The sequence below is a fragment of the Bacillus cereus group sp. MG16 genome (assembly GCF_040459875.1).
In the GTDB taxonomy this organism is placed as follows: Bacteria; Bacillota; Bacilli; order Bacillales; family Bacillaceae_G; genus Bacillus_A; species Bacillus_A paranthracis.
The window spans coordinates 2,192,095-2,209,507 of record NZ_JARVHE010000001.1 but is presented as its reverse complement, the minus strand read 5'-3'; the positions used below and the strand labels follow the sequence as shown (position 1 = coordinate 2,209,507).

The following is a 17,413-nucleotide window of genomic DNA, read 5'->3' as shown; positions in this document are numbered from 1 at the left end:
ATAACCCCTCCTTTCTCAAACTATTCGCTTCTATTTTGAAAGAACCTTTTTGAATAGGAAAAATCCTTCTTTTCTCATGTTATGGGTCATGTAAACAGACTTCACCTTCCTTTCTTCCACTGAAATCCCCCCGTCCTTTCTTACACCAATTCCTCAAAATCCCCTTCACATAAGCAAACGTTCGCTTATTCTGTTCAAACGCAATTTTAAGTGCCTCTAGTACGGTATTTCCTGAAACTTTTCGTATCCACCCCTTCAATTCCTTCACAATATATGGAGATAGACTACTTATATTTTGTTCGTAAAATTTGTAAACTTCACTATGTTGAGTATCCTCTTCCACTTCCATATCTTCTATTTTTTCAACAACTTCTTGTAAACTACTAGTATCCTCTTCCTCTGGCATACCAAAATGCTGTAACAACAATGGAATCTTCCATTCTTCTTTCAGACATTTACGTAAAAACATATGTATGAATTCTTTATTTTTTACAGTCTTTAACTCACGTAACACACATTTTTCTACATTCATATTTAAAATAGGGTTATAGTGTAACCAATTTAGTATGTATAACTCTTTCGTTTCCGCATCGTATAAAATTTTCCCATATGCAACAAACCTATTTAACAGCTTCTCGACAGTCTCCATACTGTAGCCTGTTTCAAGTTCTGCCACACGCTTCAGTAATACGTAAATTCCACATTGCTTCGTTTTCGTTTTCGTACCAGTTAACAAATATATGTAAAAATAACGCTCCTCTGGCGTTAAATCTAATATGAATTCATCTTGCCAAAAGTTCACTTGCACATTACGGTACACCGCCATATGTTTACCTCCCCCTCGCACTTATAAAAAGGCAGATTTCAATCCTTCAATATACATATAGGAGTGAGGAATTGATTTTTGCAGTTGAATTCCAAATTTTTTTAACTACTACAACGACGGTTTTATTTTTTCACGCTTTTTTGTTCTTGTAGTTGTTTTTGTTTTGTTTTTTCTTAGTGATTTATTACTTGGTAGGTGCTTATAAGGGGCTTGCAAGGGGCTTAATAAGGGCTTATATAAAAAGGAGCTGTTCCAAATTCTCATTTTGGATAGCTCCTTTATCATTCTTTCTATTTTTGCCTTGCATCTAACATCTTCACTAAAAAGGCAGCTGCTTCACCACGAGTTGCTGTCCCTTTAGGATTAAACTCATTATTTCCAACACCAGTAACTACTTTTAAGCTATATAATCGTTGAACAGGCTGTTTATATGTGATCAAATGTTTATCCCTAAATGACAATGCAACTAATTCACCTGTAACACCTTTATACTGTAATGCTTTGTCAATCATGATCGATGCTTCTTCACGAGTGATAGATGCGGTAGGATCAAAAATCCCGCCGCCACGACCGTTAATAATTCCTGCACTTGCACTACGTTTAATGCCGCTATGAAGTGATGGATGCGCTTTATTAATATCTACAAATGACTTATTTCCTTCTGGTAGCTTTAGAGCATTTGAGATTAATGTTGCAAACTCAGCTCTCGTAACATTACGATAAGGCGCAAATACACCATTTCCTTCACCGTTCATAATTCCTAGGCTATTCAGCTTACGAATGTTCCCTTCAAACCATCCACCTGTAATATCATCTTTTGGTTTTTGTACTTCTTTATGTGGCATATTATAGTTTATTTTAATCCAACTTGGGTTATAGAAAATCCACTCATCGTTACCTACTTTATACCAACCATTTTTAACTGCTAACACTTTGTAACGATCTCCGTTTGAAGCTTTACGAACGATATGATGTTCAAGTCCCGAACCACTACGTACGTTTATACCATCACCATTCACTACAAGTTCCATATTAGGTTCAGCTGGATTATATTCATTGGAATCAAATAGCTCATTTCTTTCTTGTAAAGGCGAATCAATTTGTGCGTTAACATTTGCATACCATTGAATACCTTGTACGAAGCCAGTCCAATTCCCACGAGAAATTAAAATATCAGGACAGTTTTTCCCGCTCCATTGTTGATGCCTATAAATGTGGTCCGCACTAATACCTTCTTTGTTCATTAAATAACCTGCAAGTCTCTTTGCATTCTCTAGCGCTTTATTGTAATCTCCATCTTGGTTAACCGCAATCTCGATACCGATTGATTCTCTATTTCCGGAACCATCGCCATCTCCTGCATGCCAACCGTTTTCATTTGTTGGTAAGTGTTGATAAATTTGTTTATCGTCTACAGTAAAATGCCATGAAGCTGTTCGGAACGTACCTTCCGTTGCTTGTTTATACAAATATTTAGCATGATTTTCAGCATTTGCACCACGAGCTGTGTTTGCAGTCTCATGAATTGTAATGTAGCGTGCTTTCATCGGATTTGCAGGACGAATATCAGGATTTCCAGCTGGAACAATCCACTCTACAAACGGGACACCTGCAAGTGTTCCATATTTCTTTATAGTCATCGATGCACTATACTGAATAGCTCTTCGTTTTTCAACCGGCTTCATTTCACGAGTAGAGCCATCATTTCGACCGTCTACATGTTCAAATGCCTTTTCAATGTTTGAAATAGCTTCATCTTCTGCTACTTCACCTTTTTTCGCTTCTTTCATTTTATGTAACTCTTCTGTTTCATCATGTTTATGTTTATATTCTTCTAGAAGAATTTCCTCGTTCTCTGATACTTCTGCTTCATTAATTTGCATGTAATCTGGAGTTTCTAGATTGAAATTAGAATAACGTAATCCGTTCGTTCCACGCTCCCCTTGTGCAATACGAAGCTGGTCAGTATGAGATTTATTTATCTCTTCTGCTGATATTGATGAAGGTGCACTCCCTAAAATTACTAGACTTGTTGATAGTGCGATTACTCGTTTTTTAATATTCATTGCTGTAATCGATATCTACACTGTTCGTGTAAATATCTCAACCTCCCTTTATTTTCTCATTCGTGAAAGACTATGAATCTACTATGTATAAAAATATGGTTATTCCGCCTTTTCATTTTATCCCCAGCAGGCGAATGATAGTTTCTAGAAAATCCCTTAACAGACATTATTTTATAACCAATTGCAATCGACGTCAAAAGTACTTCTTCCCTTACACACCACTACTTCTCAAAAATAGATTCGGATACCTTTTACTGATTTTCTTCAACAAGAAGGATCTTTGTAATTTTTCATAACTATCAAGTATCTATTAAATAAATCCTGTTTCTTTGTACTTGTTCTCTTTAAAAATATTAACATTTTTACATTCTTACGATAATATAGATGTAACCTTTTACATTGAAATGAGTTTTATTTGGAAAAGATTTCTCATATTGATACCTGAAATGAAGAAGACCAAAAAATGATGAAGAAAAACGAGGGTACACATGATATTCAGCAGATGGTATATATTTTGAAGGACTAGAAATAACACAGCTAGAATGGCTTGAAAACATAGTTGAACTATTAAAACAAACAGTACAAATTTATTAGAGAATACGTTATTTAAAGGGGATGAACTGATTGTTACATACGATTGTTTACGATAAAGCGAAGTACCATTATGAAGGAGATTTTCCTGAAGACTTACCAATTGATCAAGCTTTTGTACATACTGGGATGTTTTTAGGATGGATACTTGAACATAATTTATTTAGTGAAGAATTTGAAGAAGAGTCCCTAGACGAAATTAAACAGTTTAAACTTAGACAAATGACTGGCACAGAAATTTATATGAACTGGGATGGCGTTTTGGCAGACGACATGTTAAATGACGAAGGCAATCAATTCGCGATGTATTACTTTAATAATGATGAGGAATGGAAGTATATAAGTGATTACTCAGACGTTTTTATAGACGAAGAAACTCTCTACCACGTAAAAGATACTTGGGAAAACTATTTCAAATTAAAAGAAGTTATTGATAATAGCTATAATTTTTGGAAAGACAACTTACAAAAAAGATAATTAATAAAGTCGATTTCTTATCTCCATAAGGAATCGACTTTATTAATAGTAAATTTAAATATTTTTTCATTTTAGCTTCTATTACAAATTCCCTTTAACATTTTCGACAATCTCGTTTATCGTATTTCGATCAAACTTATCACTAATTTCGTATGGCTCACGATCTCCTACTAATTGTACACCTACAATATCATTGCGGTCCTTACCATATTGCACTTCAATAATCGATCCACGCTCTATTTGCTTCCAAACAAGACCCGCTTCATCTTTATTATCTAACACAATACAGTCCTCAATATTTTCGTCAATCCCAATTAACTTGTTATCATCCATATATCCCACCTCGTATTGTTGACGTTCTTTCGCTTTTCCGCTTACTACTATACCTTTGCCTCCATATGAGTAATCCGTATAATCCTTTTTCTCCGATTGTATCGCTTTCGGCTCTTTTGCTTCAGTTTTTTCAGTATTTCCACAACCCACAATCATACTAATTGGCATCACTGCAGTTAATACTATTCTCGTAAATTTCTTTATCATTTATAACCAACCTCACATGTTTAACTTTACATTCCATTTATCCCCTTACCAAATAATAACATGATAATACCGAGAAAGAGTCAAAGTTAAAGTGAAATTTTAATCATTAGTTTTTTTATGCTAAAACTCTATGTAAAAAGCTAAATTTTCAAAATCACTAACTGAATTATCAACAAATGATAGAAAGTAGACATCCTACTCACATAAGATTTAAAATTAGGAAGTATGGAAAACATGATAAAAAATATAGGTTAGTTGTTCGCAATTAAAATGGTTTTTACATGAAGAAAGGAAGTGCACAGCTTTGGATTTTAAAACAGTTATGCAAGAGCTTGAAGCTCTAGGCAAGGAACGAACGAAAAAAATATACATATCTAACGGTGCGCAGGAACCAGTTTTCGGCGTAGCTACAGGTGCTATGAAACCAATCGCAAAAAAAATAAAAATAAACCAAGAGTTAGCAGAAGAACTTTATGCCACAGGCAACTACGATGCTATGTATTTTGCAGGCATTATTGCGGACCCGAAAGCTATGAAGGAGTCTGATTTTGATCGATGGATAGACGGAGCGTATTTTTATATGTTGTCTGATTATGTGGTGGCAGTTACTTTATCCGAATCAAATATCGCTCAAGAAGTTGCTGATAAATGGATTGCAAGTGGTGAAGAGCTTAAAATGTCTGCAGGCTGGAGTTGCTACTGCTGGCTTTTAGGAAATCGCAAAGACGATGAGTTTTCTGAAAGCAAACTTTCCGATATGCTTGAAATGGTGAAAAAGACAATCCATGATTCGCCAGAACGAACTAAATCCGCTATGAATAATTTTCTAAACACTGTAGCAATTTCCTATGTACCACTACACGAAAAAGCAGTCGAGATTGCAAAAGAAGTTGGTATAGTTGAAATAAAACGTGATAATAAAAAAAGTAGTTTGCTAAATGCTGCAGAGAGTATTCAGAAAGAACTTGATAGAGGAAGACTTGGTTTCAAGCGTAAACATGTAAGGTGTTAGATGATTAAAAGGGTGTCAATCTAAGTAAGATTGACACCCTTTTTTAATGAGAAAAATGAATGAATTCCCCCTGCACACCTTATCCGTTAAACATTTCTTCATTCAATTTATAAACCCTATCTCTTTTCTCATCACTTTTGACAAAAATAAGCTTTCCTTCTTTAACAAATCCTTCTAATAGTAAGCATACTTCTCCATATGCTTTCGGCTTATTCGTTGTGAATCTTTCATCTGATATTTTTCCAGCTCGTATTAATTGTTCACACAGCTCAAGTGCACTTATTTCTTCAGAATCCATTAATTCCAATATATCTCTTTGCAATGGTGATAAAGGTACTGGTATTTCAGCTACCTCCACCTTTTCCTTCGCGTTTTCTTCTTCAAATAAATCTTCAAATGAAATTTGATTCATTACTTCTTTTCCTTTCTAACGATTGATTTGTATAAAGCGTAGTTATTGTTATGTAGTACGTACCTTAATACATACATGTCAAACTCATGTACATCGTTTCATATAGTATATTTCGATTATACCAAATATACGTTCTGTTTTCTATCGTAGAATGGAAAACAGAACATTTTACTGTATGTATCATCATTAAATAACGCTGAATATCAATTATCCACATTTTTGGTTATATTATCAAAATTCCATCCACATTACGGAAATAAATGACAAATAATTATAACTTACATGTTACAATTACGATGCATGCATTTAATTGTATTAAATGCATGCATCGTAATGAGTATATTTAATAAAGTTAAATGAAACTGGGGAGGCTTGCGCAAATGGGGAAGAAAACAAGCAAAGCTAAAATTTTTTTCGGATTCGTAATCACCGCAGCACTAGTAACTACAACGATGGTAGGCACAGCTAATGCACAAACAACTACGAATAGCTATAAGGTAGCTAGCAATACGAACACTGTATTTACAGATGTACCAAAGGACCACTGGTCAAAAGATGCTATTGATTACTTAGCAGCAGCAGGGATTTATAAGGGGTATGGAAATGGGAAATTTGGTTTTGGCGACAATGTTACTAGAGGACAGGTAGCTTCTTTAGTCAATCGACATTTAGGTTTAAAAGTAGACGATAAACAAGGAAATATGTTTAGTGATATTACAAATCATATGTTTGAAAAAGATATTAAAGCCATTGCGCAAGCGGGAATTATGACAGGTGATGGAACAGGTACATTCCGTCCAGATGATGTATTAACTCGATATGAGATGGCAGTAATATTACAAAAAGCATTTCATTTAGAATCAAAAGAACAAGGAAAATTTAAAGACGTACCAAAAGGTCATTGGGCTTATGAAGCTGTAAATACACTGCGTAGTAACCGTATAGCACAAGGTGACGAGTCAGGTAATTTTAACGGAAACACATTTGTGAAGCGTGAGCAGTATGCACAATTTTTCTATAATGCAATAGCAAAAAACAGAAATTATAATTTCAACATCAATTCAAAAGAAGAACTGAAACAAATGTTAACAACAGCTTTAGAGAATGGGACGTTTGGTCCATTTACATTAAATTCATTGCGTAAAGATATATCTGAAGTAAAAAAAGAATATGGAGTGCCTGATGTTTTGAAAAAAGCACCATGTACAGAATGTGATGCACCTAATATAGCGGTATACGGCGATTATAATATTGACATGTACCCTTGGGACGCTAGATATATATGGGTTAAAATGGATATTTCTATCAATGAATTAAAAGAGTGGTTTGGTGAGCCCGATTTAATCGGAGAGGATATGACTAGCGAAGGCTTTATATATAATCGAGGAAGCTATTCTCTTTATTTCAGCTTCTCTGATGGTTATATTCAACGCGCTGAAATATCTAAACGTGAAGATCGTTAATAAGTTACAAACAATAAAAAAAATCCTTCAAGAACATGCCTTTTCTTGAGGGATTTTTTTGTCTCTATCTATTTAACATAATACAAAGCTATAAGACTCCTACTGATTAAACTTTATTCTTCTTAGTGCTCCGCTTCCCATTCACTTAAATACGTTGCATATTCTAATTCATCTGGATTATCATGTAACATAGAAATAAACTCTAATTTATTTCCATCACAATCTAGAAAATATACGCTTGCAGCTGGCATCCACCTTTGGACAATTGGCTCTTCATTTCCTTTCCCCTGACTCCCTACTACCTCTATTCCACGTTTCTCTAACCACAATTTAGAATTCTTTAAAAACGCTACATCTACACGAAAGGCGAAGTGTTTCATCTCAAAATCTTCATTACTATGTACTTCCCATAATCCAAGCATTTGTTCTTTATTTTCTCCTACCCATAAGAAAGCAACCCGCCTTTCCGATAGTTTTTTTGCTAATATTAAACCTAACTTATTTTGATAGAAATCTATCGCCTTTTCTAAATTTTTCACATGTAAATGCGTTTCATATATGCTTTGTATCATTATGATTCCCCCTCCCCTACATTCCAATTTTTTAAAAACATTTTGTTTTTATCATACAAATAAATACATTTGAAATCATCCTACTTTTGTATAATTCCCCCTTACTACAAAGGTATATATCTAGCATTATCATTTATATCCCAACACCAAATTTCAATCAAAAACACATTTACATTCTAGTAAATACATTCTTAAATTTTTATAATGTAATAAGAGTGACATCTTAACAATAGAGGAGGAACCGTTCTGGATAAAACTAAAGTTATGGCTTATTTTAGTATAACGGGTGATATATTCCCTGTTGAAGCAATTACCGACGTCCTAAATATCGAACCTACAAGAACTTATAAAAAAGGTGATATTGTCGCAAGACGTGATAATCCGAATCTTGTATCCACAAAAAAACTATATAGAAAAGAGACGGATTGGAATTTAAGCACTGGCTATCAAGAATCATACGATATAAATAATCAGTTGTATGTTATTCTAAAATCACTTGAAGAGAAAACAGAACCATTAAAACAGCTTAAGAAAAAATATGATTTAGAATTTCTATTTATGGTAGTCATTCAAATTGAGAATAACGAATCACCCGCAATGTATTTACAAAAAGATATACTTGATTTCGCTAGTTCGATTCAAGCAGAAATTCATTTTGATCTATATATTTACTAAAAATAAAAACGCTATTGATATTGGAATCAACAGCGTTTTCTTATATGACTAGATGTGTGAATTATTTTGTGAGAACAAAACAGATTCATTTTTCATTTCATTCTCAAAAACTGCATAGAGAATTCGCTCATTTTGATTTGCTTCCATTTTTGAACTCCACCTCGTTTGCACACTGAATTTTGAATTAACAAAAATCCAAAGCTAGTGTAACTGCTCTTCCAGGAAGATTTAACGTTACAATTACGCATTTTCTATACAAAAAAATATAACTATTTATAGTATGCTTTATGATATTATTATTTTCTTCCAAATGACAAAATTGATGACGTACGGATTAACCAGCACTCGGCGTATTTACCTATTTCCCTTTGCAAAATTTTAGCTTCTTATAGTTTTAGCTCTATAATCCATACCCGAACAACTAACTTCATCCTCTCTAGAAAATATCCATTCATTCTATTCAATTCCTAATCTACCTATTCCTTCATTACTCAGTAACAAAACAAGCCACCCAATTCAAATGAATTGGGTGGCTCTATACTATAAAGAGAATTTGCTATTTGTATTACTTCAATTTCCCCTCAAAAACAATCTTCCTACCGCACGGTTCCACTACTGTTTTGCCGTCTTTCTTCACTTCATGAAAGATTGGCTCTTCCATGCGGCGAGACGGTGCGTAACCTTCTTGTTCCATACGTGCTAAGCAGTCTGTAATTGTTTCGTTTTCGAGTACTTCAAATTTCTTTTTATTAGGTTGTTTTGTCATGCCCTAACCTACTTTCTATTTTTCTTGATGCGAATTGATTCTTCATGTAGATCATATATAACATTGCGAGAATTCCTATTATAATCATAACCGCAATAAAAAAGCTTGTATACTGTATTTTTTCTATAAATACGCCTCCTAATACAGGTCCCAGTATACTTCCTAAACTAAAGGCGATTCCAGACAATATATTACCTGCTGGCAATAAGTGTCTCGGTAATAAATCTGTCATAAATCCAAGTCCTAACGAAAAGCACGATCCAATGACCATACCCGCTAACAACATGCAGGCAAAGACGATCCAGTAATATTGATCAAATACGGCTGCAAGTAAGAAAATGCCCGTACTTATGCTGAACGTCCACGTTAAAATACGGTCCCTTCCGTATTTGTCACTTAATATACCGAGCGGAATTTGTGTAATAATGCCCCCAACTGCAAATGCTGGTAATAAGAAGGATACTTCTGAAACGGACCATCCTTTTCGAAGCGCGTATACTGGTAAGTTACTGTTTAACATTGCTTCCAGTACGCCATATGCAAGTGGTCCCAGCAGTGCAATCCATCCTAATCCAACAACTTGTTTATAACGAGAAAATGATGATTCACTCTTCACTTCTCTTTCATCTTGCGCCGGGAATGCATTTTTTGTTGGTAATAATAACAGCCAACCTATTAGACAAAGTATAGTAGATATAATAAATGGCGTTGCAAGACCGTACTGCACAGTGCTTGCTAAATACGGACCGACGGCAAAACCAATTCCGAAGAATACACCGTATATCGATACTTGTCTCCCTATTTTACTCGGGTCTGCTGTTGTCGTAATCCATGTTTGTGTTCCGACATGAAGCATATGATCTCCGACTCCAACTAGAAATCTAAGGATAAACCATACCCAAAACGAAAATGTTTGTGTAAAAAAGAATAATGAAATGATAACGAGAAACCCACCAATGACGATAATTGGCTTCATTCCAAACTTTTGCATCGGTTTTTCAAGAAACGGTGAGATTACTAATATCCCAATGTATAGTGCTGTCGCATGAATACCGTTAATACTTGAACTAACCCCTTCTTGTTCAAAAATCATTGCAATGGCCGGTAAAAGCATTCCTTGTGACAAACCCGAGATTGCTACAATCCCAACCATAATCCAAAAAGTAAAACGCATTGACATTCCCTTTCCCTCTCCTTCTCACGCTTTCCACTTTTCATTATAAACTGTTTCTGCAAATGCGTGTACGAATATTCGCAATAAAAAAGAAGCTAAAAGAATGAATCTTTTAGCTTCTTATCCTTCCCAAACTTGTGCTTTCACATTGTTATGGAATTGCTTGAAATACGGATGTTTATAAAAAGCAGTTTCATACAAATAATGATGCGAATGAACAATTGGTGGCTGTTGTATTTGTAACGGAACTACAACTGGTGAAACTTGCATATACAGCGGAGCTATCATCATTTTTGTATACACATGATGATTATATGGAGAATGCGCAATTAAGAACGGATGGTGCATGGATAATCTCCCCTTTTACTTACAATGTTATAGTATATGCAATACCTTTCATTTCGGGGATTATTTCTGTTCTAACCAATCCTCTACATGCTTTATAAATACGTCTAAACAATCAATAAACGGCGAATGACCGCAATCTTCTAATACCTTCAACTCTGCATTTGGCAAATGTTTTGCTAACTCCTCACCGACTACTTGTGGTACGACATAATCTCTGTCACCTTGTATAACGAGTGTTGGCGCTTTAATATGATGAATTTGCTTACTTCCCTCTACAACCCCATTATGTTCATCTGAAATATTAAATGTAATGAGCGCATAATTCACATCTACGAAATTACGTTGCGTTAACATATCGTCTAAATACTTTTCATAACGATCTGGTTCAGGTTGATTATGTGTATATATTAATAAATTCCATACTGTACGGTAATATAATTTATTCATATTTTTTATCGCATCTAACACTGGTGCAATCTGTACGGGATCTTGTGCAATTTCTTCTTTCGTCTTTACTAAGCTTGATACGATTGGTTGCCCGTTTATATCCTTTTTAAAAATTGGATATCCCTTCATACCCACCGATTCTACTAAAATTAACTTTTCGACAAACGTTGGATGATTCGCTGTAAATTGCATCGCAACACCACCGCCCATTGACCAGCCCATTAATGAAAATTTCTCTAGTTTTAATTGATCAATAAATAGTTTTACATCTTCTGCAAAATCTTGTATTGAATCTATCGCTTTATTATATGTTGATTGACCAAATCCTCTTAAATCAAGAGCGTAAATATGGTATTGATCTTGCAGCTTTTCAATGACTAAATCCCAATGTTGTGACGATGTCATGTTTCCGTGAATGAGTACAAGAATTTCTGCATTTTGCCTTCCAACTTCCTGATACGCAATCGTTTCTCCGTTCGATAGTGAAACAAACTCCATTGTTGCAGGCTTAATCATCACAAGTTCCCCCATTCTTTTTAATAGAAAGAAAATTCTTTATTTAATTAAAGAATAACACGCAGAATGTATGTTCTCAACAAAAAAGCGATACGAAATTTTTACATAAATCAACATGTCTATTACTAGACAATTATAATAAAAAAGTATATAGTTAGCTAGGTAACTAATTTGAAAGGATCAACATACATGGACGAAAAACAACATTTTTTTCACATTGTCAGCCAGACTTCTCGCAAGTTTACGAAGAAATTTAATGAACGCGTATCTCCCACTGGGTTATTTAGTGCGCAATGGGCTGTAATTTTCCGTATTAATCAAACTGGTTCTTGTACGCAAACAGAATTATGTCAGTATTTAAATGTTGAGTCACCAACGATGACTCGTACGTTAACACGTATGGAAACGATGGGATGGATTATTCGTACTGAAGGAAAAGATCGCCGTGAGAAGCTCATTTCTTTATCAGAAACAGCGATAAAAATGATTCCGGTATGGCAAGAAGAAGTTGATACTTTCGAAGAAAAGACGCTAGAAGGTATTAACGAAGATGATTTACATCAAGCATTTCAAGTGTTACAACAAATTATTAAAAACTTAGATTAAATTGGAGGGATGACGATGCAAAGTGAAAAACTTTGGACGAAGGATTTCCTCGGAACTTGTTTTAGTAGTCTATTTCTCTTCTTAACATTTTATATGCTTATGACTACTTTACCCGTCTATGTAATAGACGGCCTAAAAGGAAAACCTGAGGAAATTGGTTTAGTTGCAACTGTTTTTCTTATTTCATCTGTTTTATGTAGACCGTTTACAGGAAAATGGCTTGATGAATTAGGGAGAAAGAAAATTTTATTTATTTCACTTTCATTATTTTTAGCTGCTACCGTTATGTATTTCGGTGCACAAAGTTTATTTTTATTACTTGCCCTTCGCTTCTTACATGGTATTGGGTTCGGTATGGCAACAACTGCAACTGGTACGATTGTCACAGATGTTGCGCCAGCTCATAGAAGAGGCGAAGCACTTGCCTATTTCGGCGTATTTATGAGTCTGCCAATGGTAATTGGTCCTTTTTTAGGTTTAACAATTATTTCTCATTTTTCATTCACTGTACTATTTATCGTTTGTTCCGTATTTTCATTGCTTGCATTTTTATTAGGACTACTTGTAAATATTCCGCATGAAGTACCAGTGAGCAAACAAAAACGAGAAAAAATGAAATGGAAAGACTTACTTGAACCTGCTTCCATTCCGATTGCTCTGACAGGATTTGTTTTAGCCTTTTCTTATAGTGGTATTTTATCCTTTATTCCTATTTATGCGAAAGAGCTCGGTTTAGGAGAAGTTGCTAGTTACTTCTTTATTTTATACGCACTCGTTGTTGTCATTTCTCGTCCATTTACAGGAAAGATTTTTGATCGCTTCGGTGAAAATGTACTTGTTTACCCAGCTATCATTATTTTCACAATTGGTATGTTCATTTTAAGCCAAGCGCAAACCCCGTTTTGGTTCCTTGGCGCAGGTATGTTAATCGGTTTAGGTTACGGAACGTTAATTCCAAGCTTCCAAACGATTGCGATCTCTGCCGCTGCAAACCATCGACGTGGTTCTGCGACAGCTACGTACTTCTCATTCTTTGATAGTGGTCTCGGTTTTGGTTCTTTCATTTTAGGTATCGTCGCAGCGAAATCAAGTTACCATAATATGTATTTCATCGCAGCTATTATCGTTGCGTTCACTTTACTTCTTTATTATGGATTACACGGACGAAAACAAAAATTCAAGAAACAACATACAGACGGAAAAGTTTCCGCTTAACATAAATAAAGAAAGTAAACTTCCCCGTTTACTTTCTTTATTTTGTATTTCTTTCAATAGACGCGTATACTAATAGTAGGAATAAAAAGGAGGGACCGATATGAAACTTAAAAAATCTCCCCTACTCTTACTCATAATCACATTCATATTTGTAATTACAGGGCTCGGTTTTACATACTTCAAACATAATAAAACGACTCCATCGAAAAATAACGTGACGAAGAAAAATTGGATAGATGACCCGTACTTGCGTTGGTCGTATACACATATGAAAGAATTCACTTTAATTAACGAGGTGAAAAATAACCCGGATCACGTTTTTCACTTCTCTACCGCATTGCAAAACTTAGACGATTTTGCTGTGGAGCGTAGATTTGGAAATACAACTCCTCTAAAAAAACTTTTAGACGATAACAAAACGGATGCTTTTGTCGTTGTACACAATGGACAACTTGTTTATGAACGATATTTCAATGGATATAACGAGAGCGAACCGCATGGTATGGCGTCATTAGCAAAAGTATTTACCGGAGCAATAATACAATCTCTCGCTGAAGAAAACCGTATTGATTTAGAAAAAACAGCTGACACATATATAAAAGAATTAAAAAATACACCATTTGGAAAAGCAACACTACAGCAATTAATGGACATGCAAGTTTCTGTGGAATACCCCACTCACGGCTATGAACACCCAGCGTTAGAAAATCAAGATGCACAACTATATTTAGCGAGCAATATTTTACCTCGAGGTAAAAATTACGATGGCCCGATGAAAATTTATGATATGTTACGAGAAGCAGAAGAAACTGCACCGCCTGGTTCCGATTTTTCTTACGATAACGGATCAGCAGAAACACTCGCTTGGGTGATTCGAACGATCACAGGTAAATCATTAGCTGAAAATGTTAGCGAGCGCATATGGTCTCAAATTGGTATGGAAGAAAACGCGTATTACGTAACAGATGAAACAAAAGTTGAACAAGCAAGCGCTGGTTTAAATGCAACTGCTAGAGATATGGCGAGATTCGGGCAATTATTATTAAATAACGGGGATTATAACGGAAAACAAATTCTCCCTTCTTCTATTACTGAAGATATAAAAAATGTGCAAGAAGGTGAACTTGCAGTTGGCCCTGGCGCTTCCATTTCTTATCATAATCAATGGTGGATTCCGCACAATGAACAAGGTGCTTTTGAAGTGTTAGGTAGTTACGGACAAACACTTTACATCGATCCGAAAGCGAATATGGTAATTGTCCACTTCTCTTCTAACGCTACGCCAAGTAATGAAATCCATTCCGTTTACTCCAATATGTATATTGATATTGCACATCATTTAGAGAAGCTTCCACAGTAGTGGAAGCAGGAGTTTAAACCTTACATGTATGACTATTTGATTGAACACACAATCTGTTGTGTTGAAACATCAATATATCTAAAAAAAGGAGCTCTCTTCATAAAGAGAGCTCCTTTTTTTATTTCTTCTTCTTTTCTGTCGGTTGACTTTGTTTAGCGAAATTAGATGAATCATCGAAATTTGGCTGCTTTTTACCAGCATTATTACTTCTACCTTTTCCCATATGTAATGCACCTCCTCTCACCCTTACTATTCCCAATAAAAATATCCAAATGCTGATGCGCAATAAATTAATAATGAAAACTGATAACATTTAAAAATATGGTGACAAGATTTGCGAATTGATTATGATGTATTTAAGAAACGCCGATCTACTTTCACTTAAGTAAAAAAATTGCCCTATAAACAGGGCAATTTGCTCCAACCTAATGAATAATAGTAGCAGTTGGGTATAATGTTGTTCCTCCAATTGAAACCTTTATTTCATTTGTTAATGGAACATTTTGTTCATTAATAATTGTTCTCCACCATTCCCATGCAAGACCTGTACATTCTCTTGCTACGATTTTTATGTTTTTTGAATTTGGTGGAATAGGGATTACTGTAGAGTAATGAGCTGTTTTGTCTTTGCCACTACCTTCCCATGTTTTATGTGTTAGTACTTCTTTCCCATTTTGATCAAATGTGAATTCATCCCAAGATACATCAAATTGCGCAACGTAAGCACCGTAATGATCAAGTGTCATTTTTGCACTTGAATATTCTGTAGTTGTCGTCTCGATATAATCTGTATTGTTATGAACAGCAGCAGTTGCATTATCTTTTAAGAAAGTACTTGTATATGAAATTGGGTATGTGCTGGATTTTTAAAACTTAATTCAGCATTATCTTTAATGATATTTCGGATTTCATTGAAATCTTTTGTAACAACCTTGTTATGCTCTTTCGCATCTCCACCTAATACGACAGCAGTAAAGGTACTTTCTTCAAAAATATCTTTGTACTGTCCACTCGTTTCGACGCTGTTATTCTTAAGTAAAGCTTTAAAAGCAGCTTGTACATCTTTACTCTTAGATGTTGTTTCTAATTTTACATAAACCGTTCTACCATAAGCTACATTTGAAACCATAACAGGTGGAGCCGAATTACTTACTCCTTTACGAGTTAGCTCATCAAAAGTAACACTATTATCAAAGAGATCAGATGGATTATTAGGCAGTTCAGCACTTACAGTATAAAATATTTGTTTATATGCCGCCACCATCACTTTCTTTTCTCCATTTGCAACTGCATTAAAGTCAATATTTAGACTGTTATCAAGATATTTAGCATTAACATTAAGAGCACTTGCGATTTGTGCTTTACTATAAACCATAGATTCTGTATACTGCATTCTTGCAGGTAACGTATGTGTTGTGGAATACTTTTCATTCCAAGTAGATACTAAATCATCTACTGCTCCAGCCACATTACCATATGTCGGATTTTGGACAGTGATTGTATTTTCTTTTCTCATACCAGGTAAGTCTATACTAATATTCAAAGGCTTTCTCTTAGCCACTAATAAACTCGGTTGATTGTCTGCAAAAGCTTTATTGGCAAGTTGTACAGCTCCTGGATATGTACGATTCGCTACAGAATCAATAATCGAAATATCGACTGGTGACGTTGCAAGTGATTTTTTCTCACGTTCCACTACTACAAATTTACCATTTGAATTGATACTTTCTTTCGGAACAAAACTCTCTACTTTATCACCATTTACAGCTAAAATCTCTTGATTATTATATGTAAGGTTTGCTATACCAGTATCAATGCTACGAGCATTTTTATTTATATCATTTGCATGACCGATTTGTGTTTCTGCGAAAGAAATAGATGAATAATTAAGAGTGCATAGACTAACTAATACACATGTAAGGAACTTTCTTCTCTTGGAATTTTTCTTATTATTCAGAAAAATCACCCCATTCTATTTTTAATAAGATATAATAATAGATTGATACATGATAGCTAACGAATAAACTTACATAAACGCTTTTAAAAGTTCTTGAACTAAAGGAATTACTCCACCTAAAAATTTTAAAACTGCCATTGCGATTTCCATATTCCTTCCTCCTCTTTGCTGTATTAAAATGTGTTGTATATTTATGCTTTCATTATAATAAGCTTTTACATTTGCATCAATTCATTTTTATATGCAATATTTCATATTAGGGAAAAAGCAACTTTTTCTGTCAGGGTGATGATGCTACCACTCTTCTTGAACATATTTCAATCCTTCTAAAAAATATCAGAATTTTCTATTTTTGAGAGGTTATGAACGAAACAATCTCGAATAATTGTA

At 34.6% G+C, this 17,413-nt stretch carries 16 protein-coding genes and 1 pseudogene; 7 read left to right on the top strand and 10 right to left on the bottom strand.

What is annotated here, in order from left to right; translation table 11 throughout:
- Positions 1–79: 79 nt before the first annotated feature.
- Entirely contained in the window at positions 80–826 is a 747-nt protein-coding gene (locus QCI73_RS11350) for a DnaD domain-containing protein (RefSeq protein WP_353822939.1), read from the bottom strand.
- A 290-nt stretch (positions 827–1,116) separates the two neighbouring features.
- Positions 1,117–2,892: an S-layer homology domain-containing protein gene (locus QCI73_RS11345; RefSeq protein ID WP_353822938.1), complete on the bottom strand. Its 1,776-nt coding sequence runs from the start codon at positions 2,890–2,892 to the stop codon at positions 1,117–1,119.
- 624 nt (positions 2,893–3,516) lie between these two features.
- Between QCI73_RS11345 and QCI73_RS11340 the strand changes: the two genes are divergently transcribed.
- Complete coding sequence (locus QCI73_RS11340) at positions 3,517–3,960, top strand: DUF7832 domain-containing protein (protein ID WP_242261222.1); 444 nt, start codon at positions 3,517–3,519, stop codon at positions 3,958–3,960.
- Positions 3,961–4,041: 81 nt separating this feature from the next.
- On the opposite strand, the gene QCI73_RS11335 is transcribed toward QCI73_RS11340, so the two are convergent.
- Positions 4,042–4,500, bottom strand: coding sequence for a hypothetical protein (locus tag QCI73_RS11335; protein ID WP_353822937.1), 459 nt, complete (start codon positions 4,498–4,500; stop codon positions 4,042–4,044).
- A 304-nt stretch (positions 4,501–4,804) separates the two neighbouring features.
- Here QCI73_RS11335 and QCI73_RS11330 point away from each other — a divergent pair, with 304 nt between their 5' ends.
- Positions 4,805–5,512: a DNA alkylation repair protein gene (locus QCI73_RS11330; RefSeq protein ID WP_262725163.1), complete on the top strand. Its 708-nt coding sequence runs from the start codon at positions 4,805–4,807 to the stop codon at positions 5,510–5,512.
- A gap of 79 nt (positions 5,513–5,591) precedes the next feature.
- On the opposite strand, the gene QCI73_RS11325 is transcribed toward QCI73_RS11330, so the two are convergent.
- Positions 5,592–5,924, bottom strand: coding sequence for a DUF3895 domain-containing protein (locus QCI73_RS11325; RefSeq protein ID WP_001071912.1), 333 nt, complete (start codon positions 5,922–5,924; stop codon positions 5,592–5,594).
- 380 nt (positions 5,925–6,304) lie between these two features.
- Here QCI73_RS11325 and QCI73_RS11320 point away from each other — a divergent pair, with 380 nt between their 5' ends.
- Positions 6,305–7,387, top strand: a complete 1,083-nt coding sequence (locus QCI73_RS11320) for an S-layer homology domain-containing protein (RefSeq protein WP_353822936.1) — start codon at positions 6,305–6,307, stop codon at positions 7,385–7,387.
- A 122-nt stretch (positions 7,388–7,509) separates the two neighbouring features.
- Here the strand turns inward: QCI73_RS11320 and QCI73_RS11315 are convergent, their stop codons facing one another.
- Entirely contained in the window at positions 7,510–7,959 is a 450-nt protein-coding gene (locus QCI73_RS11315) for a VOC family protein (protein WP_048555421.1), read from the bottom strand.
- 264 nt (positions 7,960–8,223) lie between these two features.
- On the opposite strand from QCI73_RS11315, the gene QCI73_RS11310 reads away from it, so the two are divergent.
- Complete coding sequence (locus QCI73_RS11310) at positions 8,224–8,634, top strand: DUF4279 domain-containing protein (RefSeq protein ID WP_353822935.1); 411 nt, start codon at positions 8,224–8,226, stop codon at positions 8,632–8,634.
- A 565-nt stretch (positions 8,635–9,199) separates the two neighbouring features.
- On the opposite strand, the gene QCI73_RS11305 is transcribed toward QCI73_RS11310, so the two are convergent.
- The 4 genes from QCI73_RS11305 to phaZ form a co-directional block, all read right to left on the bottom strand.
- Positions 9,200–9,400, bottom strand: a complete 201-nt coding sequence (locus QCI73_RS11305; RefSeq protein ID WP_000166303.1) for an NETI motif-containing protein — start codon at positions 9,398–9,400, stop codon at positions 9,200–9,202.
- On the bottom strand, positions 9,384–10,580 hold the full coding sequence (locus tag QCI73_RS11300) for an MFS transporter (RefSeq protein WP_353822934.1): 1,197 nt from the start codon (positions 10,578–10,580) through the stop codon (positions 9,384–9,386). Before QCI73_RS11300 ends, QCI73_RS11305 begins: the two co-directional genes overlap by 17 nt.
- A gap of 114 nt (positions 10,581–10,694) precedes the next feature.
- Positions 10,695–10,922, bottom strand: a complete 228-nt coding sequence (locus QCI73_RS11295; RefSeq protein WP_226640479.1) for a hypothetical protein — start codon at positions 10,920–10,922, stop codon at positions 10,695–10,697.
- Between the two features lie 60 nt (positions 10,923–10,982).
- A complete protein-coding gene (gene phaZ, locus QCI73_RS11290) occupies positions 10,983–11,900 on the bottom strand; it encodes an intracellular short-chain-length polyhydroxyalkanoate depolymerase (protein ID WP_242261215.1) in 918 nt (305 codons plus the stop codon).
- Between the two features lie 174 nt (positions 11,901–12,074).
- Between phaZ and QCI73_RS11285 the strand changes: the two genes are divergently transcribed.
- The 3 genes from QCI73_RS11285 (at position 12,075) to QCI73_RS11275 (ending at position 15,066) form a co-directional block, all read left to right on the top strand.
- Positions 12,075–12,491 carry a MarR family winged helix-turn-helix transcriptional regulator gene (locus tag QCI73_RS11285; RefSeq protein ID WP_000343680.1) on the top strand — a complete coding sequence of 139 codons (417 nt, stop codon included), beginning with the start codon at positions 12,075–12,077 and terminating at the stop codon, positions 12,489–12,491.
- 15 nt (positions 12,492–12,506) lie between these two features.
- Positions 12,507–13,706, top strand: coding sequence for an MFS transporter (locus tag QCI73_RS11280; protein ID WP_098922557.1), 1,200 nt, complete (start codon positions 12,507–12,509; stop codon positions 13,704–13,706).
- Positions 13,707–13,806: 100 nt separating this feature from the next.
- A complete protein-coding gene (locus QCI73_RS11275) occupies positions 13,807–15,066 on the top strand; it encodes a serine hydrolase domain-containing protein (protein WP_353822933.1) in 1,260 nt (419 codons plus the stop codon).
- Between the two features lie 425 nt (positions 15,067–15,491).
- On the opposite strand, the pseudogene alo reads toward QCI73_RS11275, so the two are convergent.
- Positions 15,492–17,032: pseudogene (alo, locus tag QCI73_RS11270) on the bottom strand (anthrolysin O/cereolysin O family cholesterol-dependent cytolysin Alo).
- Positions 17,033–17,413 lie beyond the last annotated feature (381 nt).

Bases quoted from the DNA above. Each gene is read 5' to 3' on its own strand.
- QCI73_RS11335 (WP_353822937.1), bottom strand. From the start codon at position 4,500: ATGATAAAGAAATTTACGAGAATAGTATTAACTGCAGTGATGCCAATT.
- QCI73_RS11310 (WP_353822935.1), top strand. From the start codon at position 8,224: ATGGCTTATTTTAGTATAACGGGTGATATATTCCCTGTTGAAGCAATT.
- QCI73_RS11350 (WP_353822939.1), bottom strand. From the start codon at position 826: ATGGCGGTGTACCGTAATGTGCAAGTGAACTTTTGGCAAGATGAATTC.
- QCI73_RS11315 (WP_048555421.1), bottom strand. From the start codon at position 7,959: ATGATACAAAGCATATATGAAACGCATTTACATGTGAAAAATTTAGAA.
- QCI73_RS11280 (WP_098922557.1), top strand. From the start codon at position 12,507: ATGCAAAGTGAAAAACTTTGGACGAAGGATTTCCTCGGAACTTGTTTT.
- phaZ (WP_242261215.1), bottom strand. From the start codon at position 11,900: ATGGGGGAACTTGTGATGATTAAGCCTGCAACAATGGAGTTTGTTTCA.
- QCI73_RS11320 (WP_353822936.1), top strand. From the start codon at position 6,305: ATGGGGAAGAAAACAAGCAAAGCTAAAATTTTTTTCGGATTCGTAATC.
- QCI73_RS11345 (WP_353822938.1), bottom strand. From the start codon at position 2,892: ATGAATATTAAAAAACGAGTAATCGCACTATCAACAAGTCTAGTAATT.
- QCI73_RS11305 (WP_000166303.1), bottom strand. From the start codon at position 9,400: ATGACAAAACAACCTAATAAAAAGAAATTTGAAGTACTCGAAAACGAA.
- QCI73_RS11295 (WP_226640479.1), bottom strand. From the start codon at position 10,922: ATGCACCATCCGTTCTTAATTGCGCATTCTCCATATAATCATCATGTG.
- QCI73_RS11325 (WP_001071912.1), bottom strand. From the start codon at position 5,924: ATGAATCAAATTTCATTTGAAGATTTATTTGAAGAAGAAAACGCGAAG.
- QCI73_RS11300 (WP_353822934.1), bottom strand. From the start codon at position 10,580: ATGTCAATGCGTTTTACTTTTTGGATTATGGTTGGGATTGTAGCAATC.
- QCI73_RS11285 (WP_000343680.1), top strand. From the start codon at position 12,075: ATGGACGAAAAACAACATTTTTTTCACATTGTCAGCCAGACTTCTCGC.
- QCI73_RS11275 (WP_353822933.1), top strand. From the start codon at position 13,807: ATGAAACTTAAAAAATCTCCCCTACTCTTACTCATAATCACATTCATA.